Annotated in this window: 22 protein-coding genes; 15 read left to right on the forward strand and 7 right to left on the reverse strand. The window is 63.8% G+C overall.

Annotation, left to right across the window (positions count from 1 at the left end; genetic code table 11):
* Positions 1–137 precede the first annotated feature (137 nt).
* Positions 138–560, forward strand: a complete 423-nt coding sequence (hpaR, locus tag HX805_RS27830) for a homoprotocatechuate degradation operon regulator HpaR (RefSeq protein ID WP_008437189.1) — start codon at positions 138–140, stop codon at positions 558–560.
* 88 nt (positions 561–648) lie between these two features.
* Positions 649–3039, forward strand: a complete 2391-nt coding sequence (locus HX805_RS27835) for a TonB-dependent receptor (protein WP_177117496.1) — start codon at positions 649–651, stop codon at positions 3037–3039.
* On the opposite strand, the gene HX805_RS27840 is transcribed toward HX805_RS27835, so the two are convergent.
* Genes HX805_RS27840 through HX805_RS27850 form a run of 3 tightly spaced genes read right to left on the reverse strand, consistent with a single transcriptional unit; the run spans position 3009 to position 7533 of the window.
* Positions 3009–3962, reverse strand: a complete 954-nt coding sequence (locus HX805_RS27840) for a sulfonate ABC transporter substrate-binding protein (RefSeq protein WP_177081972.1) — start codon at positions 3960–3962, stop codon at positions 3009–3011. The genes HX805_RS27835 and HX805_RS27840 overlap by 31 nt on opposite strands.
* Positions 3959–5290, reverse strand: coding sequence for an LLM class flavin-dependent oxidoreductase (locus HX805_RS27845; protein ID WP_102605829.1), 1332 nt, complete (start codon positions 5288–5290; stop codon positions 3959–3961). Before HX805_RS27845 ends, HX805_RS27840 begins: the two co-directional genes overlap by 4 nt.
* 2 nt (positions 5291–5292) lie before the next feature.
* The gene (locus tag HX805_RS27850) at positions 5293–7533 is read right to left on the reverse strand and encodes a TonB-dependent receptor (protein ID WP_177081971.1); all 2241 of its coding nucleotides are present in this window, start codon (positions 7531–7533) and stop codon (positions 5293–5295) included.
* Between the two features lie 205 nt (positions 7534–7738).
* On the opposite strand from HX805_RS27850, the gene HX805_RS27855 reads away from it, so the two are divergent.
* The 12 genes from HX805_RS27855 (at position 7739) to gspD (ending at position 19213) form a co-directional block, all read left to right on the forward strand.
* Positions 7739–8779, forward strand: coding sequence for a LacI family DNA-binding transcriptional regulator (locus HX805_RS27855; RefSeq protein ID WP_003209906.1), 1041 nt, complete (start codon positions 7739–7741; stop codon positions 8777–8779).
* 626 nt (positions 8780–9405) lie between these two features.
* Complete coding sequence (gene gspE, locus HX805_RS27860) at positions 9406–11100, forward strand: type II secretion system ATPase GspE (RefSeq protein ID WP_003209908.1); 1695 nt, start codon at positions 9406–9408, stop codon at positions 11098–11100.
* Positions 11097–12299 carry a type II secretion system inner membrane protein GspF gene (gene gspF, locus HX805_RS27865; protein ID WP_102605832.1) on the forward strand — a complete coding sequence of 401 codons (1203 nt, stop codon included), beginning with the start codon at positions 11097–11099 and terminating at the stop codon, positions 12297–12299. The genes gspE and gspF overlap by 4 nt, the downstream gene beginning before the upstream one ends.
* Before the next feature lie 20 nt (positions 12300–12319).
* The gene (gspG, locus tag HX805_RS27870) at positions 12320–12745 is read left to right on the forward strand and encodes a type II secretion system major pseudopilin GspG (RefSeq protein WP_003209911.1); all 426 of its coding nucleotides are present in this window, start codon (positions 12320–12322) and stop codon (positions 12743–12745) included.
* Positions 12745–13176, forward strand: a complete 432-nt coding sequence (locus tag HX805_RS27875; protein WP_177117497.1) for a type II secretion system protein — start codon at positions 12745–12747, stop codon at positions 13174–13176. The genes gspG and HX805_RS27875 overlap by 1 nt, the downstream gene beginning before the upstream one ends.
* Entirely contained in the window at positions 13173–13541 is a 369-nt protein-coding gene (locus HX805_RS27880) for a type II secretion system protein (protein WP_177117498.1), read from the forward strand. Before HX805_RS27875 ends, HX805_RS27880 begins: the two co-directional genes overlap by 4 nt.
* Entirely contained in the window at positions 13538–14155 is a 618-nt protein-coding gene (locus HX805_RS27885) for a prepilin-type N-terminal cleavage/methylation domain-containing protein (protein WP_177022130.1), read from the forward strand. The genes HX805_RS27880 and HX805_RS27885 overlap by 4 nt, the downstream gene beginning before the upstream one ends.
* On the forward strand, positions 14152–14874 hold the full coding sequence (locus tag HX805_RS27890) for a type II secretion system protein GspK (RefSeq protein ID WP_087694939.1): 723 nt from the start codon (positions 14152–14154) through the stop codon (positions 14872–14874). Before HX805_RS27885 ends, HX805_RS27890 begins: the two co-directional genes overlap by 4 nt.
* Positions 14871–15911: a PilN domain-containing protein gene (locus HX805_RS27895; protein ID WP_177117499.1), complete on the forward strand. Its 1041-nt coding sequence runs from the start codon at positions 14871–14873 to the stop codon at positions 15909–15911. The genes HX805_RS27890 and HX805_RS27895 overlap by 4 nt, the downstream gene beginning before the upstream one ends.
* Complete coding sequence (gene gspM / locus HX805_RS27900; protein ID WP_023659000.1) at positions 15886–16497, forward strand: type II secretion system protein GspM; 612 nt, start codon at positions 15886–15888, stop codon at positions 16495–16497. Before HX805_RS27895 ends, gspM begins: the two co-directional genes overlap by 26 nt.
* Positions 16494–17018 carry a general secretion pathway protein GspN gene (locus HX805_RS27905; protein WP_177117500.1) on the forward strand — a complete coding sequence of 175 codons (525 nt, stop codon included), beginning with the start codon at positions 16494–16496 and terminating at the stop codon, positions 17016–17018. Before gspM ends, HX805_RS27905 begins: the two co-directional genes overlap by 4 nt.
* Entirely contained in the window at positions 17015–19213 is a 2199-nt protein-coding gene (gene gspD / locus HX805_RS27910) for a type II secretion system secretin GspD (protein ID WP_177117501.1), read from the forward strand. The genes HX805_RS27905 and gspD overlap by 4 nt, the downstream gene beginning before the upstream one ends.
* Before the next feature lie 8 nt (positions 19214–19221).
* Here the strand turns inward: gspD and HX805_RS27915 are convergent, their stop codons facing one another.
* The 4 genes from HX805_RS27915 to HX805_RS27930 all read right to left on the reverse strand — a co-directional run bounded on the left by HX805_RS27915 (position 19222) and on the right by HX805_RS27930 (position 23228).
* Positions 19222–19884 carry an RraA family protein gene (locus tag HX805_RS27915; RefSeq protein ID WP_003209925.1) on the reverse strand — a complete coding sequence of 221 codons (663 nt, stop codon included), beginning with the start codon at positions 19882–19884 and terminating at the stop codon, positions 19222–19224.
* A gap of 26 nt (positions 19885–19910) precedes the next feature.
* On the reverse strand, positions 19911–21248 hold the full coding sequence (locus HX805_RS27920) for an MFS transporter (RefSeq protein WP_256344175.1): 1338 nt from the start codon (positions 21246–21248) through the stop codon (positions 19911–19913).
* Positions 21249–21351: 103 nt separating this feature from the next.
* A complete protein-coding gene (locus tag HX805_RS27925; protein ID WP_177117502.1) occupies positions 21352–22575 on the reverse strand; it encodes a pyridoxal phosphate-dependent aminotransferase in 1224 nt (407 codons plus the stop codon).
* Positions 22572–23228 carry an RraA family protein gene (locus HX805_RS27930; RefSeq protein ID WP_008437212.1) on the reverse strand — a complete coding sequence of 219 codons (657 nt, stop codon included), beginning with the start codon at positions 23226–23228 and terminating at the stop codon, positions 22572–22574. The genes HX805_RS27925 and HX805_RS27930 overlap by 4 nt, the downstream gene beginning before the upstream one ends.
* A gap of 104 nt (positions 23229–23332) precedes the next feature.
* Here HX805_RS27930 and HX805_RS27935 point away from each other — a divergent pair, with 104 nt between their 5' ends.
* Positions 23333–24217, forward strand: coding sequence for a LysR family transcriptional regulator (locus HX805_RS27935; RefSeq protein ID WP_177117503.1), 885 nt, complete (start codon positions 23333–23335; stop codon positions 24215–24217).
* The last annotated feature ends 146 nt before the right edge of the window (positions 24218–24363 follow it).

Genomic DNA, 24363 nt, shown 5'->3' on the forward strand with positions numbered 1-24363 from the left:
ATCTTTAAGCTGAATAGCTGGATTAACAGGTTTTTATGAATTCGTTTCGAAATTAACGACTTGCTGCGTGCGTCGGGTTGCGCACGCGGAACACCGACTCTAAGCTTCGTCGCTTCGACCTCTATTGCGCGTGAACCATGCCCACCCCCAGACCGTCCCTTACGCTCACCTTGCTCCAGGCCCGCGAAGCGACCATGGCGTTCTTCCGGCCGTTGCTCAATGAACATGACCTGACCGAACAGCAGTGGCGGGTGATCCGCATCCTGCGCCAGCAAGGCGAACTCGAAAGCCACCAACTGGCGCACCTCGCCTGCATCCTCAAGCCGAGCATGACCGGCGTACTGGGGCGGCTGGAGCGTGACGGCATCGTGCGCCGGCGCAAATCCGCCGAAGACCAGCGCCGGGTGTTCGTCGCCCTGACCGAACAGGGCCAGCAGTGTTTCGTCGACATGAGCGCCGGGATGGAAAGCAATTACCTGAAGATTCAGGAGCAGTTCGGCGAGGAATCCCTGGAGCAATTGATGGAGCTGCTCCAGAAGCTCAAAGGCATCAAACCGTAATAATCAAAAAATAGTGGCTGAAGCCTGTCCCTTTTTTTCACGTGACTGGTCATCCCAGGTAAGTGAACAAAATCGAGAGCTTCTTCCAATGCCCGCAATACGCCCGTTGCTGAACCTCAGCCTCATGCTGAGCCTGAGTGCCAGCCCGTTGTTCGTTCCCATCAGCTATGCCGAAGACGGTGCGTCCCGGCGCAGCTACCAGGTGCCGGCCGGCAGCCTGAGTGCCGCGCTGACCCGTTTCGCCGGGCTGGCCGGGGTCAACCTCTCGGTGGACCCGGCGCTGGTCAGCGGCCGCAACAGCAGCGGGTTGTCCGGCGAATACGGCGTCGAAGAAGGTTTCGCGCGCCTGCTCCAGGGCTCCGGCCTGCAACTGCAGCCCATGGGCGAGCAGGCCTATAGGCTGACCCCGGTTCCCGAAGGCGGCAGCCTGCAACTGGCGCCCACCTCGATTCTCGGCGCCACCGGCGATGCCGGCAGCGAGTCCTTTGCTGGTGGCCAGGTGGCGCGCCGTGGCTCCCAGGGCCTGCTGGGCTCGAAGGACTTCATGGATACCCCGTTCAGCATGACCACCTACACCAGCGCGGCGGTCAAGAACCAACAGGCGCGTACCCTTGGCGACCTGATTGCCAGCGACCCCTCGGTGCGCGCCACCAACCCGGCCGGCGGGCGCTATGAGCAATTCACCATTCGCGGCTTCAGCCTGTTCAACAGTGATGTCGCCTACAACGGCCTCTATGGCGTATTGCCGACCTACACCATCGACATGGAAATGGCCGAGCGCGTCGACATCATCAAAGGCCCCAGCCAGTTGATCAACGGCATCTCGCCACGGGGCAGCGTGGGCGGCGGGATCAACGTGGTGCCCAAGGGTGCCACCGACACACCCATCACCTCGCTCACCGGCAGTTGGGCCTCCGACAGCCAGGCGGGCGGAGCCGTGGATATCGGCCGGCGTTTTGGTGAAGACAACCAGTTCGGCCTGCGTTTCAACGGCGTGAAACAGTCCGGCGACACCGCCTGGGATCACCAGAGTGTCGACCGCGAAATGGCCGTGCTGGGCCTGGATTTTCGCGGTGAACGCCTGCGACTTTCCACCGACATCGGCCGCACCGAGCGCGATACCGACGCCCCCCAGGAACGTGTGCAAGTCGGGCCCAACGCCAGGGTGCCGAGTGCCAACGACGTACGCCACAACTACGCGCAGCCCTGGAGCAAGGCAAGCACCAACGACACCTTCGGCACGGTCAACGGCGAGTTTGATCTCAGCGACAACGTAATGCTCTACGGCGGCGTCGGTGCGCGCAAAAGCAACCATGACTTCCTGCGCCATGCAGTGTCGGTGGCCAACAACGCCGGTGATTTCAGCGTGCAGCCCCGCGACTTCACCCGTGATGAAAACGTGCGCACCGCCACGGCGGGCGTGCGCAACTGGTTCCATACCGGCCCGGTGAGCCATGAGGTCAACCTGGCGGCCAGCTACTTCTACATGGACTTCGAAAACGGCGGCGCGCGATATGCGCAGGGTTCAAGCAATATCTACAACCCTGTTGAAACCCCCGCGCCTGGCCGGCCAACGCGATTTGACTCGAAGGTCTACACCGAAAACCGTTTCAGCGGTGTGGCGTTGTCCGACACCCTGGGTTTTTTCGATGACCGGTTGCTGCTGACCCTCGGTGCGCGCTGGCAGCGGGTCAAGGTCGACGACTGGACCGACAACGTCAAAGGCGACACCGCCTACGACGAGGAAAAAATTTCACCGTCCGGCGGCATCCTGTTCAAGGCCACCGACAAGCTCTCGTTGTACGCCAACTACATGGAAGGCCTGAGCCAGGGCAAGGTCGCGCCGTCGGCGTCGGTCAACGATGACGAAATCTTCCCACCGTTCATCAGCCGTCAGGTCGAAGTCGGCGCCAAGTACGACGCCGGTGCGTTCGCGGTGACGGCCGCTGTATTCAGGATCAAGCAGCCGGCCTACGAGACCAACGCCACCACGCTGGTCTTCGGCCCCAATGGCAAGCGCCAAAACGATGGTGTGGAACTCAGCGTGTTCGGCGAGCCGCTCAAGGGTTTCCGCCTGCTGGGCGGGGTGATGTACATCGACAGCGAACTGACCCACACCACCAACGGCACCTACGACGGCAACCGCGCGCCGGCCACGCCCAAGTACAACGTCAACCTGGGCGCGGAGTGGGACGTGCCGACTGTTGAAGGCCTGACCCTGACCAGCCGCGGGATCTATTCCAGCTCGCAGTACCTGGACCAGTCCAACGTCAAGGAAATCGACGCCTGGACCCGTCTTGATGTCGGCGCACGCTACGCCTTCAAGGTCGACGACAAGCACATCACCCTGCGGGCCAATGTCGAGAACGTGGCCAACCGGCGCTACTGGAGTTCGGCCGGTGCCTCGGATGACAGCGAGCCGGGGTTGACCTTGTCGACGCCGCGCACTTACTTGCTGTCGGCCACCGTCGACTTCTGAGGAGCCTGCCATATAGCCTTCTGTACATCGATGGGCTTGGGAAGCAGGCGGTTCTGGTAAAACAGGTCCGCCGTCTCTTGCTGCGCCCCAATGATGTGCTTATCAATCGGCAGGATCGGCGATGGCGGCCGGTTGTCGACGTAACGTGCAATCACCCCGGCCGGCAAACCCATGAAACGGGTCAGCACCTGCAGGCTCTCTTCGCGCTGGCTGCGGGTCAGGGCTTCGGCGGCGCTCAGTTCATCGAGCAGGGCGTGGATGAACGGACCATTGGCCTCTGCGTATGCACGGCGCGCGGTATAGATCGGCCCAGAAAGGTTCAAGCCTTCGCCGTTGGCCAGGACGCGGCTCGGGCTTTGGCTCAGGGCGAGTGACGAGTAGGGCTCCCAGATTGCCCAGGCGTCGACACTGCCTTGCTCGAAGGCGGCGCGGGCATCGGCCGGTGGCAGGTAAACCGGCTGGATATCCTTGTAGCTCAGGCCGGCTTTGTTCAAGGCCCGCAGGATCAGGTTGTGGGAGCTGGAGCCTTTCTGGAAGGCGACTTTCTTGCCCTTGAGGTCGGCGATGCCGTGCAGTGGGCTGTCGGCCTGCACCAGGATGGTTTCCGCCGTCGGCTTGGGCGGTTCAGCGCCGATGTAGACGAGGTCGGCGCCCGCCGCCTGGGCGAACAATGGCGGGATATCACCGGTGGACGCCACATCCAGCGCGCCCACGTTCAAGGCTTCGAGCATCTGCGGGCCAGCGGGGAATTCGATCCATTGCACCTTCGTCTGGTCGAAGCGTTTTTCCAGCAGGCCATGTTCCTTGGCGAGTACCAGGGCGATCGAGCCTTTCTGGTAGCCGATCCTCAGGGTGGCCGGCTCGGCGGCCATTGCGGTTTGAGTCAGGGCAAAAAGCGCAAACAACAGTGCAGGAATTCTCATGCCGGTTTCTCCGCAAAGCGATTGGCCGGTCGCGCCAATCCAAGGTTTTCACGCAGGGTGGTGCCGGCGTATTCGGTGCGGAACAGGCCGCGCCGTTGCAGTTCCGGCACCACCCCTTGGGCGAAATCTTCCAGCCCGCCCGGCAGGTGCGGCACCAGCACATTGAAGCCATCGGCGGCGCCATTCTCGAACCAGTGCTGCAGTTCATCGGCGATCTGCGCGGGTGTGCCGATCAGGCTGTAGTGCCCGCGGCCACCGGCGATGCGCCGGCCCAGTTGCGCCAGGCTCAGTTGTTCGCGGCCCGCCAGTTCGGTCAGCAGTTGCTGGCGGCTGCGCTGGCCGCTGTCGGTCAATGGCAGGTCCGGCAGCGGGCCGTCCAGCGGGTAGCCGGACAAGTCGAAGTTACCCAGCATGCGCCCCAGTAACGCGACGCCAACCTGCGGTTCGACCAACTGCTGGAAGGCCTCGAATTTGTCCCGGGCTTCAGTTTCTGTCTGCCCGACCACCACAAACACCCCCGGCATGATCTTCAGCGCATCCGGTTCCCGCCCATATCGAGCCAGGCGACCCTTGAGGTCGGCATAGAACGCCTGGGCATTGGCCAATGATGTCTGGGCGGTGAACACCACTTCGGCAGTTTGTGCCGCCAATTCGCGGCCTGCCTCGGACGAACCCGCCTGGACAATCACCGGCTGGCCCTGGGGCGAGCGCGCCACGTTCAGCGGGCCCTTCACACGAAAGTGTTCGCCGACATGCCCGAGTACATGCAGTTTCGCCGGGTCGTAGTAGCTGCCACTCGCCTTGTCGCGCACAAAGGCATCGTCTTCCCAGCTGTCCCACAGCCCCGTCACCACCTGGTGAAACTCCCGGGCACGGCTGTAGCGTTCGCCGTGGCCGAGGTGCTCGTCGCGGCCAAAATTCTGTGCTTCGGCGGCGTTGTCCGAGGTCACCAGGTTCCAGCCGGCGCGCCCGCCGGACAGATGATCCAGTGAGGCGAACTTGCGCGCCACATGGTACGGCTCGTTGTAGCTGGTGGTGGCCGTGGCGATCAGGCCGATGTGTTCGGTCACCACGCTCAATGCCGACAGCAGCGTCAGTGGCTCGAAGTGATCCGAGCGCGCCATGCGGCTGGCAATTTCGCCGGTGGCGGCGGCAATGCTGTCGGCCACGAACAGCGCGTCGAATTTCGCCGCTTCGGCAATTTGCGCCAGGCGTTTGTAGTGGGCGAAATCCAGCCCGGCATTGGCCGGCACATCGGGATGGCGCCAGGCAGCGACGTGGTGCCCGGTGGCCATCAGGAAAGCGCCGAGTTTCAGTTCACGGGGCATGCTCAAAAATCCTTGCGCAGTTGCACGCCGAAGTAACGTTCATCGTCACGGGGTACGGCGCGGTAGATGTAGCTGCCGCCACTGGCCAGCAGCGGTGAATAGGACTTGTCGGTGAGGTTCTTCGCCAGCAGGGCCACGCGCCAGCCGTTGCTGTAGTCGGCCAGGGCGACGCTGGCGTTCCAGATGCCGTAGGCGCCTTGCTTGGTGTCGACGTTCTGGCTGATGTCGTACTGCACTTCGCTCTGCCAGCTGTAGTCGGTACCCAGTTCGATATCCAGGCCGTTATCCAGCGGGATGCTGTAGTCGGCGCGCACGTAGCTTTTCCAGTCCGGGCTGAAGGGCAGCGGCTTGCCGTTGACGTTGCAGGACGCCGCCGCGCCAGGCGGGCAGGCGAACTCATCGATGCGGGCCCGGGTGTAGGCCAGCGCGCCGGAGAGCTTCAGTTGTTGAGTGGCCTGCAACGCGTAGTCGAGTTCGACGCCTTCGGTGCTGACGCTCCCGGCGTTGATCAAGCGCGTCACCACTTGCCCGGCGACGGTGTCGAAGAAGTTCGCCTGGTAGTTGTCGTAGTCGCTGTGGAAGATCGCCAGGTTGGTGGTCAGGCGATTGTTCCAGCTGGTGGCCTTGATCCCGACTTCCCAGGTGTTGGAGGTTTCCGGTTTCAGCGCATCGGTGTCCCGTGGCTGCATGTTGAAGAACACGTTGTAGGCCGGGCCCTTGTAGCCGCGCGAGTAGGTCAGGTAGCTGGTGACGGTGTCGCTCAGGTCGTATTGCACCCCCAGCCGGCCGGACCAGCCGTCTTCGTCCACCGAGCCGGAACTGCTGGTGGCCGGTTGAATGCCGCTGACAGTGGTGGCCGAGGTGGAGACACGGCGGTGATCGTATTCCAGGTCGTCGTGGGTGTAGCGCAGGCCGGCGATGCCACGAAAGGCCGAGGTGAAATTCAGCGTGGTCTCGCCGAACACCGCGTAGCTGTCGCTGGTGGTGCCGTAGTCGGCGATGCCGCGGTCGGTGCGTGTGGTGGTGGTCAGGGTGCGCTGGTAGGTTTCCTGATCCTTGCCGTGCATGTAGAACAGGCCGCCGACGTATTCGAGGAATTCGCCTTTGGGCGAGGCCAGGCGCAGCTCCTGGGAGTATTGGTCGAACGCCAGTTGGCCTTTGTCGGCGGTGCCGGGGAAAGCGGCGGTCACGGTGCCCAGGCGGTCGCCGTCCTGGTACTGGGTGTTGTCCCAGCCGCGCCAGGCAGTGATCGAGGTCAGGGTGTAGTCGCCGAGGTTCCAGTCCAGTTGGGCAGACAGGCCTTTGTTGGTGTCCTCCACGTGGCTGCGGGTGTCGGTGTTGATGTCGCGGTTGTCGCTGGTCCCGCGCACCGGGTTCAGCGCGTTGGCGAACGCCGGGGTCAGGGATTTGCTCACCACGCCATTTGGCGCATCGTCGTGGGACTGCATGTAGTCGGCAATCAGGGTCAGTTTCACGTCGTCGTTGGGGGTGAACTCCAGTTTGCCGCGCAGGCCCTGATGGTTGTAGCCGTTCACTTCCTGGCCGTTGTGCTTGTTGTCGACGTTACCGTCGTAGCTGCCGAACAGCCCGCTGATGGAGCCCTTCAGCGTGCCGGGAATCAGGCTGCCGCCCAGGCCGAAGCGGGTGCGGCTTTCATTGCCGCTGAAGTAGGACTGGTCGATATAGCCGTGGGTCTCGGCCGTCGGCGCCTTGCTGGTGATATTCAGCACGCCGGCCGAGGCGTTCTTGCCGAACAGTGTGCCCTGGGGCCCGCGCAGCACTTCGACACGATCCAGGTAGAGCAGGTCCAGGGTAGCCTGGCCGGGGCGGGCGTACACCACGCCGTCAATCACCGTCGCCACCGTGGGTTCAACCCCGGGCGAGGTGGATATCGTGCCCACTCCTCGTACGAACAACGAGGTGTCCTTGTTCGACGCGCCGGTACGGAAATTCAGCGAGGGTACCTGCTGGACGATGCTCGCCACGCCGTTGCGATTGTCACGCTCCAGTTGTTCGCCATCGAGCACCGAAACTGCTACCGGGACTTTTTGCAGCGACTCTTCGCGGCGGGTGGCGGTGACCGTGACCGGCTTGAGGGTGGGTTCCTGGTCGTCGGCGGCGAATGCAGCGGGAACGGGCAGGGCGGCGAGCCCCGCCAGTAGCCAACCCAGGTGGGCGCGGCGCCCGGTGGCGGCGCGTATGGATTGCGAAAGTTTTTGAGGTTGCCCCGAATGTGTGTGCATGCTCTGACCGCTCGAAAAATGCCCTGAACCGCTGCCGTTCTGCGACGACAGCGCCGTTGAATCCGTCTTGGGCATTCGCTCGAGCGAGTAGCAGACAAAACGCTTTGGTAGCGCTAACATCGGCATTATTGGTAGGTGCGATATAGAGCGTCAAATACTAAAAAATTAGTTTTATATTCTTTTAGGTTTTTAACAGGATCGTCCCTTGAGCGAAGACAAACCCCGGAAACGCCGTGGTGCCGGCCGCGTCACCTTGAATACCGTGGCGCGCCAGGCCGGTGTGTCAGCGATTACCGTGTCGCGCTATTTCAACCAGCCGGAGCAGGTCTCGCCCGAACGCCGCGAACGCATCGCGGCGGTGGTTGCCGAATTGGGCTACGTGCCGAACCTGGTGGCGGGTGGGCTGGCGTCGGCGCGGGGCAGGATCGTCGCGATGGTGATTCCAAACATCTCCGGGCCGATCTTCGCCAATACCATCCAGGGCTTCAGCGATACCCTCAGCCGCCACGGCTACCAATTGCTGCTGGCGTCCAGTTACTTCAGCGCCGAGCAGGAAGAAAATGCAGTGCGCGCGTTTCTCGGCTGGTCCCCGGCGGCATTGGTGCTCACCAGCCGCTTCCATAGCGCGGGCACCGAGAAGATGATCGCCGAGGCGGATATCCCGGTGGTTGAAACCTGGGATTACCAACCCGAGCGGGAGCCGTTGCAGATTGGCTTCTCGCATTACGAGGTGGGCGTGACGGCTGCGCGCTACCTGCATGGCAAGGGTTATCGGCGCATCGCGTTCGTACAGAACAGCGCGCCGGGGGACTTCAGTGCACTGGAACGCCGGGATGGCTACAGCGCGACCCTGATTGAGCTGGGCATGCAGCCGTGGGTGTTTGCCCCGGACGCCGATCGCGCACCGTTTGAGGCGGGCAAGCAAGCGATGCACGTGTTGATGAGCGCCGCCACGCCGCCCGACGCAATCATCTTCGCCAATGACAACCTGGCCGCCGGTGGCTTGCTGGCGGGGCAACGGGCAGGGCTGAGAATCCCCGAGGAGTGTGCGGTGCTCGGCTTTGGTGATTACCCGTTTGCCGAAATGCTCTTGCCCAGTCTCAGCACCATCAAGCCGCCCGCCCTGGAGATCGGTGTGCTGGCGGCAACGCGGGTACTGGAAAGCCTGGGCGTGTTGCCGGTTGAGGATGAGGTGCAGCGCTTGAACCTGCTGGAGTGCCGCTTGATCGAGCGCGAGAGCGCCTGAGTCCAGTTGCGGCTCATGGCCATGTTGCGTTGACTCTCGGTATTTTCTGATAACGGATTATTCAGGGTCAGCCGCTGAAACATGCGTTTGATTGCGTGCGCTCGTCTCTTTTTTATCAGTGGGTAGTTCTTCTTCGGTGACAAGTTTAGCGATGGCTAATTGCAATTAGTGCGGTGAGTTTCGCGATTTAAAAAGTGCAATGACTTGGTGGGTTGTTCTTTTGAGTAGTGTCCATGTGATATTGCAAGGTGGCCTATTGAACTGATCATTGATTGCCATTAGGTGCCGGGATAGACCCAGATCTTGCGTGAGGCTGGCGATATTTTCTTGCGCTGATGAACTAAGTTTAAACATGTCAGTCGATGCTTTAAACATCATGTGTACGGTCATGGCTAACTAATGGCGCCTATTGGTAGTTCTAAAAGGCCATAACTTAAGTGGGCTGTAATACAAAATGTTTTGGTGTAGGGTCCGTACCTTGTCATGACAGCGCTTGCGCTAAAAACCTCCAACTAAGTGTGGATGCCCTTGTTCCGGCGCGTGCCACGGAACAGGTTTTTAAATAGCCCCTCAGACTTGTGCAGATGCCCCAGCCGATACCGTCAATGCCCATCGATGCATGCCGAATGCAGATTCCGGATGCCGAACAAGTGTGCGCGTGGCTGATGCGAAAAGCCGGTCTGAAAACCGTCGACCTGGAACGTGCTCGACGGTTATCCCAGGAATCCGACGACCCCGAACTGCTCGGCCTGCTGACGCGCCTGGGGCTGGTTTCCGAAGTGGAACTGGCGCGGGCCTGGGCCGATTTGCTCGGCGCGCCGTTGCTGCTGGCGGACGCCGCACCGCCCGTGCTCGACCCGCTGCCGGCGCTGACCGAACGCTTCATGCGCCATTACCAGGTGGTGCCGGTGGGCTGGAGCCACGGTGGTGTGCGGGTGTTGGCGGCCAACCCGGCGCTGCTGTATCCGTTCCAGGCCCTGGCGTACGCGTGCGGCGTGCCGGTGTGGCTGGCGGTCGGGCCGCGCAACGAAGTCGAAACCCTGATCGAGCGTTACTACGGCCAGGGCCGTTCCGCCATGGGCACCCTGATCGAAAACCTCGATGAACAGGGTGGCGCCCTGGAAGACATCGAACACCTCAAGGACATGGCCTCCGAAGCCCCGGTGATTCGCCTGGTCAACCTGATCCTGCAACGGGCCGTGGAGCACCGCGCCTCGGACATCCATATCGAACCCTTCGAAAACCAGCTCAAGGTGCGCTACCGCATCGACGGTGTGCTGCATGAAGCGGAAGCGCCGCCGGCGAGTTCCTCGGCGGCGGTGATTTCCCGGGTCAAGATCATGGCGCGCCTCGACATCGCCGAGCGCCGCCTGCCGCAGGACGGCCGGATCATGTTGCGCATCCAGGGCAAGGAACTGGACCTGCGGGTATCCACGGTGCCCACCAGTTTTGGCGAGTCGGTGGTGATGCGCCTGCTGGACCGCCAGACCGTGCAGTTCGATTTCCAGAGCCTGGGCTTTGACGGCCAGCGCCTGGAAACCTTCCTTGAAGTGCTCGAGCGACCCCACGGCATCCTGCTGGTCACCGGGCCCACCGGCTCGGGTAAAACCACCACGCTCTATACCGCGTTGTCGCGGCTCAATACCGCCGAGCGCAAGATCATCACCGTCGAAGATCCGGTGGAATACCAGCTGGAAGGCATCAACCAGATCCAGGTCAAACCCGCCATTGGGCTGGACTTCGCCGGCGCGCTGCGCTCCATCGTGCGCCAGGACCCGGACGTGATCATGATCGGTGAAATCCGCGACCTCGAAACCTGCCGCATCGCCATCCAGTCCTCCCTGACCGGCCACCTGGTGCTCTCGACCCTGCACACCAACAGTGCCGCAGCAAGTATCACGCGCCTGCTGGATATGGGGGTGGAGAGCTACCTGATCGCCTCGACCGTCAATGGCATCCTCGCGCAGCGCCTGGTGCGCCGCCTCGACCCGGCGACCCGTGAGGCGTTCGAAGCCCCGCCGGAGCTGATCGAGGAACACGGCCTTGACCGCTTCACCGAGCAGCGCCCGATCCTGCTTTACCGGCCTCGCGCCAACGCCGCCGGCGGCGGTTACCACGGCCGCAGTGCAATCACCGAATTGCTGGTGATGAATGACGAACTGCGCAGCTTGTTGATGCGCCAGGCCGACGCCGCGACCCTCGAACAGGCCGCCCGCCGTGGTGGCTTGCGCACCCTGCATGAAGAAGGCCTGCGCCAGGCGGTGGCCGGTGTCACGTCCCTTGAAGAAGTGTTGCGCGTCACCCGTGGAGAGGGCGCGTGAGCCTGTTCAAATACCGCGCCCTGGACAGCCAGGGCGTCGCGCAGAACGGCACCCTCGAAGCGAAGGACCAGGCCGCCGCCGTCGCTGCGCTGCACAAGCGTGGCCTGCTGTTATTGCACATCGATGCCGCCGGTGCCCAAGGGCTGCGCAATGCCTTCGGGCGCGGCCAGTTGAATGGCGCGGCGCTGGTCAGTTTTACCCAGCAACTGGCCACCCTGCTGGGCGCGGGCCAACCGCTGGAACGCTCGCTGGGCATCCTGCTCAAGCAGCCCGGCCAGCCGCAGACCCGAGCGCTGATCGAACGTATCCGCGAGCACGTCAAGGCCGGCAAGCCATTGTCGGCAGCGCTGGAAGAGGAGGGCAGCCAGTTTTCGCCGCTGTACCTGAGCATGGTCCGTGCCGGTGAGGCGGGCGGTGCGCTGGAGAACACCCTGCGCCAACTCAGTGACTACCTGGAACGCAGCCAGTTATTGAGAGGCGAGGTGATCAACGCGCTGATCTATCCCGCCTTCCTGGTGGTGGGCGTGCTCGGTTCCCTGGCGCTGTTGCTGGCTTACGTGGTGCCGCAGTTCGTGCCGATCTTCAAGGACCTGGGTGTGCCGATTCCGTTGATCACCGAAGTGATCCTGGGCCTTGGGCAGTTCCTCGGCGCCTATGGCCTGGCGGTTTTTGCCGGGTTGATCGTGACGGTCTGGGCCCTGGCGGCACGCCTGCGCAACCCACGACACCGCGAGCAGTACGACCGGCGCGTGCTGGGTATCCGCGTTATCGGCCCGCTGTTGCAGCGGGTCGAAGCCGCACGCCTGGCACGCACCCTCGGCACCTTGCTGAGCAACGGCGTGGCGCTGCTGCAAGCGCTGGTGATCGCCCGCCAGGTCTGCACCAACCGTGCCTTGCAGGCACAAGTGGCCCAGGCCGCCGAGTCGGTGAAAGGCGGCGGCACCCTGGCCAGTGCATTTGGCAGCCAACCGCTGCTGCCGGACCTGGCCCTGCAAATGATTGAAGTCGGCGAACAGGCCGGTGAACTGGACAGCATGCTGCTCAAGGTCGCCGACGTGTTCGACGTCGAAGCCAAGCGCGGCATCGACCGCCTGCTCGCCGCCCTGGTGCCGTCCCTGACGGTGGTCATGGCGGTGCTGGTGGCGGTGATCATGCTCGCGATCATGCTGCCGCTGATGAGCCTGACCAGCAATATATGAAGACCCAAGGAAGCAAGCCGATGCGCCATACCCGTTTCAAACCCGCCCGCCGCCAAGGCGGTTTCACCTTGCTGGAAATGCTCGCGGTGATCGTGTTGCTGGGCATCGTCGCGACCATCGTGGTGCGCCAGGTGGGCGGCAACGTCGACAAGGGCAAATACGGCGCGGGCAAGGCGCAACTGGCCAGCCTGAGCATGAAGATCGAGAGCTACGGCCTGGACGTCGGCTCGCCACCCAAGACCCTCCAGCAATTGGTCGACAAGCCCGGCAACACCGCCGGCTGGGCCGGACCGTACGCCAAGCCCTCAGACCTCAAGGACCCGTTCGGCCATGCCTTCGGCTATCGCTTCCCCGGTGAACATGGCGCCTTCGACCTGATCTTCTACGGTCAGGACGGCCAGCCCGGCGGCGAAGGCTACAGCGCCGACCTGGGCAACTGGGAATAATGCCGGCCCTCCAACGCGGCTTTACCCTGCTGGAGATGCTGGTGGTGATCGTATTGATCAGCCTCGCGGCCGGGTTGGTGGGATTTGGCCTGCAACAAGGCCTGCGGGTAACGAAAGAGCGCCAGGTGGTCGGGCAGATGGTGGATGCCCTGCGCAGCACACGGGCACGGGCGATTGTCAGCGGCAGGTCGGCCAAGACCGTCTTCGACTTGGCCCGGCTGAGCTTTCAGGCGCCGGGGCAACCCATCAAGCACTGGCCGGCCGATCTGCAAGTGACCCTGCACACCGCCGAACACGCAGGCGCTGCGGTGGAGTTTTACCCCGACGGCAGCTCTACCGGCGGCAACCTGTTATTGGCCAATGGCACGCGGCGCTGGCGCATCGACGTCGGCTGGCTGACCGGTAGCGTGCAGTCCAGGGCATTGCCATGAATCGTCAGTCGGGTTTCACCTTGCTGGAGATGCTCGCAGCGCTGACCCTCATGGCGATCTGCAGCACGGTGTTGCTGGTCGCGTTCGGCCAAAGCGCGCGCTCGTTGTTGCAGGTGGCCCACAGCGACCGCCTGACCCATACCGCCTTGAGCGTGATGGATCAGGAGGCGTCGGGGCCCCTGGCCAGTGGCGTGCGCCAGGGCGAGCTGGACGGCATTGCCTGGCAACTGCGCGTCGCCCAGCAGCCCACCCGCATCGGTCAGCCACATTTGTTTCGCCTCGATCTCAGCGTCAGCGAAGGTCCGCGCCGCGCAAATTTCAGTACCTTGAAACTGCGCGCCAGCCGCGACGGGAGCCTCCAGTGAAGCAGCAGCGGGGCTTCACGTTGCTCGAAATCATGATCGTGCTCAGCTTGCTGGGCGTGTTGTTGGCCCTGGTGGGCGGCGCGCTCCTGGGAGCCAACCGTGCAGTACTCAAGGCGCAGCGCTACACCGTCAGCCTGGATGAAAGTCGCGCCGCGCAACAGTTCCTGCGCACTTCCATCAGCGAGGCGCTGCCCCTGGACGTGACCGAGGACGACAGCCAGACCAACGGCTTTTTTGTCGGCGCTCCCCAGCGCCTGCAATTCGTCGCGACCTTGCCGGGCGTGCTCGGCGGCGGTATCCAGCGTTTCACCTTGCAGTTGACCGAGCGCGAGTTGCAGGTGGCGTTCGCACGGTTTGAGTCCAATGCCCAAGTGAGCGTGCCGGCCACCCGCAGCGAACCGCAGGTGTTGCTGAAGAACGTCGAGGATCTGCAATTCAGCTATCGCGGCCTGTCGCCCAAGGGCCAGGCCACCGGTTGGATCAGTGACTGGCCGTGGACCAAACGCCTGCCTTATGCGGTACGCATTGCAGCACAAGTCAACGGACCGGTGCCGTGGGTCACCCAAGTGGTTGCCTTGCGCCTGAACCTCTCCAGCGGAGCATCAGGCGAATGAAGCGTCAGCGCGGCGTTGCATTGCTGCTGGTGCTGTGGGTACTGGCGTTGCTCAGCTTGCTGCTGGGCGGCCTGGCCGGTTGGGTACAACTGGAAAGCCGCCAGGCCCTGTGGCATCGCCAGCATACCCAGGCGCTGCTGGCGGCGGAGGCGGGCGTGGCGTTGGCCATGCAGGCCCTGGCCGACCCGCTGCAACGCAAGCAATGGATCGCCGACGGCCGTGAAATGCCGCTGGTATTTGATGACGCACAGCTTCACGTGAGCCTGCACAGCGAGCGCGGCAAGCTGTATTTGAACAGCGCCGAGGCCGCTGACTTTGCCCGCCTGGCCCTGGCCTGCGGTGCCACCCAGGCCCAGGCCAGCCGGCTCGCCGGGGACCTGGAAATGCGGCGCAACGCAGGCCTGGCGCCGTTCCGCGTGGTGGAGGAAGTGCGGCAATTGCCCGGCATGACCCAGGCGCTGTACAGCCGGCTGGCCCCGGAAATCAGTTTGTGGAGCGGCCTGGACCGGCCCGATCCCGCTTTCGCCAGCCCCTTGATGCGCCAGGCGCTGAACCTGCCCCGGCAGAGCGCAGTAGGGGCCGACCCCGGTGACGTGCTGGTGATCGACAGCCGCGCACAACGCCCCGGCGGTTACCACGCCCGGTTACGAACCACGGTTTTATTGAGCCCATCGGAGGGAAGCGCACAACCTTATCGGGTGCTGCGTTGGCAAGAATGAATCCATACCTTTCGGCGCCAGTGGCGCGCCTTCAACAGCTGGCCGAACCGCTCACCCGGCGCTGGCGCGGCAGCTTGCTGCAAGTGGGCTGGCGCCTGTGGCTCAAGGAGCTGCGTGGCTGCCTGCCGGCGTGGCTTTCGGTCCGTGACATCCCCGAGCACCGCTACCACTGGCCGTTGACCGAGCCGGTGGCAAAACCTGCCGACGAGGTGCGCCAGGTGCTGGTGCTCGCGCCCTCGGCGGTGTTGCTGCAAACCCTGCAACTGCCCCTGGCGGTCGCGCGCAACCTGTCGACCGTGGTGGGTTATGAGCTGGACCGCTTTACCCCGTTCGAAGCTGAACAGTTGTACTTCGTGGCCCGTCAGGAACGGCGCACCGCCACGCATGTGCAAGTGACCCTGGTGGCCATCCTGCGGGAGCGCCTGGATCAAATCCTGTTGGACTGCGCTGCTCTCGGCTTGCAGCCCCATGCGGTGGATGTGGACGGGCCAATGGGCATCGACCTGCTGCCGGCGCCGTTGCGCCCACGCCAGCGGCCGGCCGGGAAGGGCTTGCAACGCAGCCTGCCCTGGCTGTGCGGCGCCTTGCTGATTGCCGCGATGCTGCTGTGGCTCAACGACCGCCAGCGGGTGCTCGACGTCATGCAGGCGCAGGTGCAACAACAGAAAGCCCAGGTCGCCGAGGTCCAGAGCCTGCGCCAGCAACTGCTCAATACCCGTGGCGCCGCGCAGTACCTGATTCGCCGCAAGTCGGCACAACCGCCGTTGGCGGCGTTGCTCAACGAGCTGACCGCCTGCCTGCCCGCCGACACCTGGATCGACCAGTTGGACGTCAACAACGGCGCCGACGTGTCCTTCTCCGGGCAAAGCGCCAAGGCGAGTGCCCTGATCACTCGGATCAAGGCGTGCCACAGCCTGGAAAACCCCCAGTTCGAAGGGGTGATCCAACCCGATGCGCAAACCGGCAAGGATCAGTTTTCCCTGCGCGCCCACTTGCACCAGGAGGCCGCCGATGCGTCGACCACTGACACCCCGTGAGCGTCGCGGCGCCGCCTTGCTGGTCCTGGCGCTGGTGCTGGGCGGCGGTTACTGGCTGCTGATCGACAGCTGGTTCGCCGGGCCATTGCGTGCCATGGGCGAGCAGGCCGAACAGCTGCGCGAACAACAGCAACGCTATGCGGGCCTGCTGCACCAAGGCGCCGCCTTGCGTGAGCAACTGGAGCAAGCCCGCCAGGACCCGGCCAGCAGCACCAGCCTGTTGCCGGGGGACGACCCCAGCGCCGTGGCGGCGGACCTGATGCAGCGCATCGCCGACCTGATCAACAGCCGCGCCGGCCTCGGCGGCGGCTGCAGCCTGACCCAGCGCATGCCCATCACCCCGGAGCAGGACGACACCGAGCCCTATCGCCAGGTCAAAGTCAGCCTGACCCTCAACTGCGCCATCGAACCTCTGACCGCGATCCTGCATGAGCTGGAGTACCAGCGACCGTTCCTGTTCGTGGATGAAATGAGCGTCCGTCGCGGGCCGAATGCCCCCGCCAGCGGCGGTGCCGGAAAGCTGGTGGTGCACCTGTTGGTGCGCGGTTATCTGCAACCGGCAGCCGCCACGCAGGCCCGCCGATGATCAATTCATTGCGCCCCCTCGAGTGGGGATTGCTCGGTGTGGCCGGGCTGCTGGGCCTGCTGATGGTGGGCATCTTGAGCAGCATCGGCGACGCGCCGCAGTGGTTGGATGAGCCTGCCTCCGCCGTGCGCGCCAATGCTTCGGCCAAGGTTCACGTGGCCCCGAGTGCGACCCTGGAAAGCCTCGCCGGCACCTGGCAGGCGCCGCTGTTCAGCCCCGACCGCAGCCCCGATGCCGCCGTTGGCCAGGCCGAGATTTCCAGCCTGTCGAGCCTGAAGCTGACCGGCGTGCTGCTCGACGGCGACCTGCGCGTCGCGCTGCTCAAGCGTGACGAGGGCCCGCCGCTCAAGGTCCACCAAGGCCAGACTCTGCCCAACGGCTGGCGCCTGGAACACCTGACACCGCTGCACGCCCGTTTTGTGCTGGATGGCCGCACGCAAACCCTGAGCCTCAGCGTTCCGCGTTTGCCGCCGCCTTCCACCACACCACCGATTTCCCTTCCTTACGAGCCCGCCCCTTGATCGATACTTCCCCTAGCGCCTTGCGCACCAGCGTGTTTTGCCTGGCCACCGCCGTCGCCTTGGGCGGCTGTGGGTCATTCCCCGATCACCTCGACCCGGACGATGCCTTGCTTCACGAGGCGATGCAGGGCACCGGTTCGCAACGGCCGCCCGTGGACCCGGCCAGCGAGTCGCCTGCGGCCGACAGCCGCCAACCCCAGGCGCCTACGCCGCCCCAGCGCCAGTTGATTCGCGGTAACCAGCAGTTCGTGCGCCAGCCCGCACCTGCGCCGGCGGTCAAGGATGAAGCCAGCGGCGACATCGTGTTCAACTTCGCCGACCAGCCGATTGAGGCGGTGATCAACAGCGTCATGGGCGACCTGCTGCACGAGAACTACAGCATCGCCCAGGGTGTGAAAGGCAACGTAAGCTTCTCCACCTCAAAGCCGGTGAGCAAGCAGCAGGCGCTGTCGATCCTCGAAACCCTGTTGTCCTGGACCGATAACGCGATGATCCGCCAGGGCCAGCGCTACGTGATCCTGCCCGCCAACCAGGCGGTGCCGGGCAAGCTGGTGCCGGAAATGAGCGTGTCGCAACCCTCCAGCGGGCTCTCGGCCCGGCTGTTTCCGCTGCGCTATATCTCGGCCACGGAAATGCAGAAACTGCTCAAGCCGTTCGCCCGGGAAAACGCATTCCTGCTGGTGGATCCGGCGCGCAACGTGCTGAGCCTGGCCGGTACGCCGGATGAGTTGGCCAACTATCAGGACACCATCGACACCTTCGACGTCGATTGGCTCAAGGGGATGTCGGTGGGGGTGTTCGGTTTGCAACGGGCCTCGGTGGCCGAGTTGATGCCCGAGCTGCAAAAAATGTTTGGCCCCGACAGCGGCATGCCCCTGGCGGGCATGGTGCGCTTCCTGCCCATCGAGCGGACCAATTCGGTGGTGGCGATCTCGTCCCAGCCGCAGTACCTCAGTGAAGTTGGCGACTGGATTCACACCATCGATGAAGGCGGCGGCAACGAGCCGCAGATGTACGTCTACGACGTGCGCAACATGAAGGCCACGGACCTCGCCAAATACCTGCGGCAGATCTACGGCACCGGCGCGATCAAGGACGATGTGCCGGCCCAGGTGGCGCCGGGGCTGCGCACGGCGACCTTGTCGTCACTCAACACCAGCGGCGGCACCTCCGGTGGCTTGAACAACAGCAGCAATAGCCCGCCCGTCAGTGACGATGAGGACCAGGCCCCGGCCGCCAGCGAAGACGGTGAAAATGCAGAGCCGGGCGCTGCCAAAAGCCTCGACGCCGGCACCCGGATCACCGCGCAAAAAAGCAGTAACCAGTTGCTGGTACGCACCCGACCGGTGCAGTGGAAGGAGATCGAATCGGCGATCAAGCGCCTCGACAACCCGCCGCTGCAAGTGCAGATCGAGACGCGCATCCTCGAAGTCAAACTCACCGGCGAACTGGACCTAGGGGTGCAATGGTACCTGGGCCGCCTGGCGGGCAACTCCACCAGCACCACGGTAGCCAATACCCCTGGCAGCCAGGGCGCCCTGGGTGGCGGCGGTGCGGGATTGGGCGCGGATTCGCTGTTCTATTCCTTCGTCAGCTCCAACCTGCAAGTGGCCTTGCACGCCCTGGAAACCAACGGCCGCACCCAGGTGCTGTCGGCGCCATCGCTGGTGGTGATGAACAACCAGCCGGCGCAGATCCAGGTGGGTGACAACATCCCCATCAGCCAGACCACGGTCAACACCGGCAACGCCGACAGCACCTTGAGCAGCGTCGAATACGTGCAGACCGGGGTGATCCTCGACGTGGTGCCGCGGATCAACCCGGGCGGCCTGGTGTACATGGACATCCAGCAACAGGTCAGCGACGCCGAGAACCAAACCACCAACAGCAGCGACACACCCAACAACCCGCGCATCTCCACACGTTCGGTGTCGACCCAGGTGGCGGTGCAAAGCGGCCAGACCGTGTTGCTCGGCGGGCTGATCAAGCAGGACAACGCCGAGAGCGTCAGTGCCGTGCCGTACCTGGGGAAAATCCCAGGGCTGCGCTGGTTGTTTGGCAACACCAGCAAGTCCAGGGATCGCACCGAACTGATCGTGCTGATCACACCGAGGGTGATTACCAGCAGCAGCCAGTCGCGGCAGGTGACGGATGACTACCGCCAGCAGATGCAGCTGTTGCGACCGGCCAACTGAAGGACCTTTCAGCCCTTGCGTTGCAGGGTGTGATAACCCAGCGCCGCCCGTGCTTCACGCAGGGATTTGCCTTCATCGAGCAGCGCCCGGATACGCGCTTCCACCGCTTCAATCGAGCGTGCACAGGCTGCCACTTCATGGGCGCGCTCGCGCGGCACGATCACCACGCCATTGGCGTCGGCCACCACGATGTCCCGGGCGCACACCCGGGCTTGGCCGATGGACACCGGCTGGTTTACTGCTTCCACTTCAACCCGGTCCTTGCCCGTGCGCATGAACCGGCCCTTGGTGAACAGCGGGTAGCCGTCGCCCAGGGCCTTGCTCACGTCGCGGCACACGCCATCGATCACCGTCGCGGCGATCCGCTGGCTGCCGGCGTACTGGGTCATGATGTCGCCCCACACCGTGCAGTCGGTGCGTCCGTCGTTGTCGATCACCACCACATCGCCTTCGGCCACGTCATCGATAAAGTCGCCTACGGTGCCCGGCGGGGTGCTGGCGCTGACGTAGCGCACGGTGAAGGCCGGGCCGACCACCACCTGGCGATAGTTGTCCAGGGGCATGATTCCCAGGCATTGGCCGGGCAGGCCTAGCTTGTCCAGGGCGTCGGACACGCCCGGGGTGTCCAGGCCGGCAAACAGGGCAACCAATTCTTGGTCTTGGGGTGACATGGATAACTCCTCGTGGTGGTGACAAATCAGGTCGGGTGGCTGGAGGCCGGGCGGGGCTCGGCAATGGTCAGCAAAATGATGAAGCTGATGAACGAGCCGATCGCCAGCCAGGCGAACACGTAGTTCCAGCCGTAGTTGTCCAGCAGCAGGCCGGTGATGAAGGGCGTGGCGGCGGCGCCCAACTGGCCGATCATGTTCACGATGGCGTTGGAGATCGGGAAGGTCTTCTTGGTGGTCAGGCCCATCGGGTAGACCATGTAGGACGAGAAGCCGAGGCTCAGCACCACGCCGGTCAGCATCAGCAGCAAGCCGTAGGGCAGGGGCTCGGCCGGTGAGTTGATCAGCAGGTACATCATCAGCGAGGTGCCGACCGCCGACAGCAACATGCCCGGCTTGCGGCGCCCGCCCATCAGGCGGTCCGAGCAGAAACCGCCCAGCAAGTTGCCCAGCACCGCGCCCACCCAGGGCGCTGCCGAGACCAGGCCCATGTTCATGATCGAAAACTGCTTGACGGTCATCAGGTAGGTGGGAATCCACGCCAGCAGCACGCTGGAGACACCGAGCTGGAAGCAGTAGCTGGTGGCGCACCCCCAGATATTCCATGAGGTGAAAACCTGACGGTTGGTTTCCAGGGGCTTTTCATCGCGGGTGCGGATCACCCGGTCGAGCTTTTTCACCCACGCCGGCGTCTTGTGCACACGGGCGGTCTGGGCGATTGCGGTGTCTTCGACGATGTATTGAAGTTCGGCCTGGTTGACGAAGCGGCTGCGGGACGGATGGTCGGTGACCATGAAGTACCAGACCACCGCCAGCACGATGCCCGGGATCGCAAAGAAGTAGAAAATCTCGCGCCAGCCCCACACCGAAATGATCACGGCGCACAGCGGCGGCACGATCACCGGTCCGAACTTCACGGCCGATAAAAAGATCCCCGACGCGGTGCCTTTTTCCCGTGCCGGAAACCAGTTGTTGATGGTGGTGGTCATGCTGATGGGCAGCGGGCCTTCGGCGATACCCAGGCCCAGGCGATAGAGTTTCAGTGCCAGCAGTGAGCTGGCGGTGCCCACCAGCCCGGTCAACAGGGAGGTCAGCACCATGGCCCCCGGCAGGATCCGGCTGACGCCAAAGCGGCCGAAGGCAAAGCCCGACGGCAGTTGTGCCAGGGCGTAAGCCAGCAGGAACAGGCTGACCAGGCCACCGGCCTGGGCGTTGCTCATTGCAAATTCCTGGCGAATGAACGGCAGCGCCACGCCGAGGTTGGCCCGGTCGGCGGCGGCCACGGTGTAGATCAGGAAAATCAGCGCAGCAACCACCCAGCGGTATTGGCTGCGCACAGCGGGTTTTATGACTTCAGGCATAGACATGGGGGCGGACCTTGTTGTTGTGAGTGTTGTCCTGTTCGGCCTTAATCTTAAGAAGGGGCGCACGCCACCATTAGCGATATTTATCTATGTGAACTCATCACTTTTATTCTTCTGCCAGCAAGCTGCTGCAGAAGCCGCGGATTGCCTCGCACGCCTGGCGCAACGACTTGTCATCCAGGGCATAGGCGATGCGGATGTACGGCCCCAGGCCAAAGGCGCTGCCATGCACCACGGCTACATTGGCCTCATCCAGCAGCGCCAGGGCCACGTCTTCATCGCTGCGCAGCAGCCGCCCGCCCGCCGAGGTGCGCCCGATCAGCACGGCGCATGAGGCGAACGCGTAGAACGCGCCGGCGGGGCTGATGCACGTCAGGCCTGGCGTGTCGTTCAGCAACTGGACCATCAAGTCCCGGCGCGCCTGGAACACCCGGCGGCTGTCGCGGATGAAATCCCTGGGGCCTTCCAGTGCAGCGAGGGCCGCCTGTTGCGAGATCGAACAGGCGCCGGAGGTCTGCTGGCCCTGGAGTTTTTCCATGGCCTCCAGCAGCCAGCGTGGGCCGGTGGCGAAACCGATGCGCCAGCCGGTCATGGCATAGGCCTTGGACACGCCGTTCATGGTCAATGTGCGTGGTGCCAAACGCGGCTCAACCTGGGCCAGGGTATGAAAGGCCTGGCCGTCGAAGATCAGGTGCTCGTAAATGTCATCGGCCAGGATCAGCACCTGCGGGTGGGCCAGCAGCACCTCGGCGAGTGCCCGCAAGTCGTCTTGGCTGTACACCGCACCGGTGGGGTTGGACGGTGAGTTGAGGATCAGCCAGCGCGTCTGCGGGGTCATTGCAGCGGCCAGGGCCTCGGGTGTCAGCTTGAAACCGCTGTCGGCATCACAGGTGACGATGCGCGCTTCGCCGCCGCACAGTTGCACCATCTCCGGGTAACTGACCCAGTACGGCGCGGGCACGATCACCTCGTCGCCTTCATTGAGGGTGGCTGCCAGGGCGTTGTAGATCACCTGCTTGCCGCCGTTGCACACGAGGGTGTCCTGCCAGGACACGTCCAGGCCGTTTTCGCGCCGGAACTTCGCCGCCACCGCCTCCCGCAGGGCCCGCGCACCGGCCACCTGGGTGTAGCGGGTATGCCCGGTTTCAATGGCCTGGATCGCGGCTTCGCGGATATGCGCCGGGGTGTCGAAATCCGGTTCGCCGGCGCACAGCGAGATAATCTGCGCGCCTTGCGCCCGGCGTTCGGCGACGCGGTCCATGATGCGATAGGTGGCAGACGGTTGTGCGCTGGCCAGGCGCGGGTTCAGCCGCTGGATATCGGTACTCATCGGCTGATCGCCTCAAACTGTGCGTCGTGCATCACCTCGACCACAGAGCGCCCACTGCGCACGGCCTGCACCATGCCGTCCTGGCGGCGGGCAATGCGCTCGCCCAGGTCCAGGACCTTTTCGATCACCGCCTGGGCCACGAATACCGTGCCGCAGGTATCGGCAATCACGTAGTCGTCCTCGCTGACGCTTACGCCAGCAACGCTGAGGGTCACGCCGGCGTCGAGCTGCACCACGCGGTTGCGCGCACTGATCATGGTCACGCCGCGTCCGTACACCGGATAGCTGATGGCTTCGCTGCCGTCGATATCGCGGCTGAAACCATCAATCACCGTACCGCGTATGTGTTTGCGCAACGCCGCGTTGGCGATGATGTCGCCCCAGCAGGAAATGCCCTCGATACCGCCGGCAATCACCAGCACCCGGTCGTCTGTCGCGACCTGTTCGATCACCGGGGTGATCAAGTGCACGGTCGGGGCGATGTCGGACTTGGGGCCGAGCAGTACGGTACTGGCGCGGCCAACGATCTTCGGGCAGTTCCACAATGGGCGCAGGCCCACCGTGGCGCCGGGCAGGCCGAGAAAGTCGAGGGCGTCGGACACGGTGTTGGTGTCCAGTGCGGCCAGGCGGTCGAGCAAACGGTCAGGGGTCATGGGCAAGCCTCGGGTGACGGAGGCGGCCAGTGTCAGGCAGTGCCTATGATAGGTATATTACGAAGTACAGAAGCCTTGCATACGCTTAACCTATGGATAAGACCATGATTAACTTTCGCCTGATTCGTCACCTCTGGTTGTTCCTGGCCGTGGCTGAAGAGCAGAACTTTGGCCGTGCGGCCAAGCGCCTCGGCATGTCCCAGCCACCGCTGAGCGAGCAGATCCAGGTGCTGGAGCAGGCGCTCAAGGTCAAGCTGTTCGATCGCTCCCGACGGGGGGCCAAGCTGACTCCGGTGGGCGCGGCGATCCTGCCGGCGGTGCGCAAGTTCGCCGAGCAGCTGGAGCGCCTGGAACTCGCCGTGGAAGAAGCGGTGGCGGGGCAGTCGGGGATGTTGACCATCGGCGCGATCTCCACGGCGATGTTTGATGTGCTGCCGGGGTTGATCGAGCAACTGAAGCTTGATTACCCGCAGCTCACGGTGTCGGTGCGGGAAATCGACAGCGTCGAGGCGTTGCCGGCGCTGGAGGCCGGGGATATCGACCTGGCGTTTGCCCGGCTGGATGGTGACCTTGGGGCTTCGGTGCAGTCATTGCCGCTGACGGAGGACCGGCTGGTGGTGGCGCTTCCGGTGGATCATCCGTTGGCGAGTCGTACGCGGATCAGTTTGTCGAGCCTGGCGAATGAGCCGTTGGTGATGTTTTCGCGCAACGTCAGTCCGGTGTATTTCGACAATTTGATCGCTACCTGTCGTGCCAGCGGGTTTTCGCCTCGGGTGCTGCATGAAGTGCGGTCGGTGGCTTCGCAGATCGCGTTTGTCAGCTATGAGCAGGGTATTGCGTTGGTGCCGGCGTCGTTGAAGAAGCTGGCGCCGGCCAATGTGGTGTTTCGGGCGTTGAGCCAGAAGCTCAATGTGGTGACCACGGCCGTCGCCTGGAATACCCAGCGGCCGAACCCGGTGGTGGAGGCGGTGATCGCGCGGTTTCGCTAGGGGTTGGGGTTGAGTACATATCCGTTATTTAGGTAACGGCGGCTTATGGTTCCGCTCTTACAGCGGGTCACTTTTGGCAAACGCCCGGAATGCCGGCCCAGCCAAAAGTAACCAAAAGGTCTTTGCCCCACCACTCGGTGCCTCGC

It is taken from the genome of Pseudomonas sp. G5001, assembly GCF_013385475.1.
Lineage (GTDB): Bacteria > Pseudomonadota > Gammaproteobacteria > Pseudomonadales > Pseudomonadaceae > Aquipseudomonas.

Excerpts from the sequence above, each read along its gene's own strand:
- HX805_RS27920 (WP_256344175.1), bottom strand. The coding sequence starts at position 21,248 with ATGTCTATGCCTGAAGTCATAAAACCCGCTGTGCGCAGCCAATACCGC.
- gspG (WP_003209911.1), top strand. The coding sequence starts at position 12,320 with ATGCGCCATACCCGTTTCAAACCCGCCCGCCGCCAAGGCGGTTTCACC.
- HX805_RS27880 (WP_177117498.1), top strand. The coding sequence starts at position 13,173 with ATGAATCGTCAGTCGGGTTTCACCTTGCTGGAGATGCTCGCAGCGCTG.
- HX805_RS27895 (WP_177117499.1), top strand. The coding sequence starts at position 14,871 with ATGAATCCATACCTTTCGGCGCCAGTGGCGCGCCTTCAACAGCTGGCC.
- HX805_RS27845 (WP_102605829.1), bottom strand. The coding sequence starts at position 5,290 with ATGCCCCGTGAACTGAAACTCGGCGCTTTCCTGATGGCCACCGGGCAC.
- HX805_RS27925 (WP_177117502.1), bottom strand. The coding sequence starts at position 22,575 with ATGAGTACCGATATCCAGCGGCTGAACCCGCGCCTGGCCAGCGCACAA.
- gspM (WP_023659000.1), top strand. The coding sequence starts at position 15,886 with ATGCGTCGACCACTGACACCCCGTGAGCGTCGCGGCGCCGCCTTGCTG.
- HX805_RS27890 (WP_087694939.1), top strand. The coding sequence starts at position 14,152 with ATGAAGCGTCAGCGCGGCGTTGCATTGCTGCTGGTGCTGTGGGTACTG.
- HX805_RS27905 (WP_177117500.1), top strand. The coding sequence starts at position 16,494 with ATGATCAATTCATTGCGCCCCCTCGAGTGGGGATTGCTCGGTGTGGCC.
- HX805_RS27915 (WP_003209925.1), bottom strand. The coding sequence starts at position 19,884 with ATGTCACCCCAAGACCAAGAATTGGTTGCCCTGTTTGCCGGCCTGGAC.
- HX805_RS27840 (WP_177081972.1), bottom strand. The coding sequence starts at position 3,962 with ATGAGAATTCCTGCACTGTTGTTTGCGCTTTTTGCCCTGACTCAAACC.
- gspE (WP_003209908.1), top strand. The coding sequence starts at position 9,406 with ATGCAGATTCCGGATGCCGAACAAGTGTGCGCGTGGCTGATGCGAAAA.
- hpaR (WP_008437189.1), top strand. The coding sequence starts at position 138 with ATGCCCACCCCCAGACCGTCCCTTACGCTCACCTTGCTCCAGGCCCGC.
- HX805_RS27935 (WP_177117503.1), top strand. The coding sequence starts at position 23,333 with ATGATTAACTTTCGCCTGATTCGTCACCTCTGGTTGTTCCTGGCCGTG.
- HX805_RS27875 (WP_177117497.1), top strand. The coding sequence starts at position 12,745 with ATGCCGGCCCTCCAACGCGGCTTTACCCTGCTGGAGATGCTGGTGGTG.
- HX805_RS27835 (WP_177117496.1), top strand. The coding sequence starts at position 649 with ATGCCCGCAATACGCCCGTTGCTGAACCTCAGCCTCATGCTGAGCCTG.
- HX805_RS27930 (WP_008437212.1), bottom strand. The coding sequence starts at position 23,228 with ATGACCCCTGACCGTTTGCTCGACCGCCTGGCCGCACTGGACACCAAC.
- HX805_RS27850 (WP_177081971.1), bottom strand. The coding sequence starts at position 7,533 with ATGCACACACATTCGGGGCAACCTCAAAAACTTTCGCAATCCATACGC.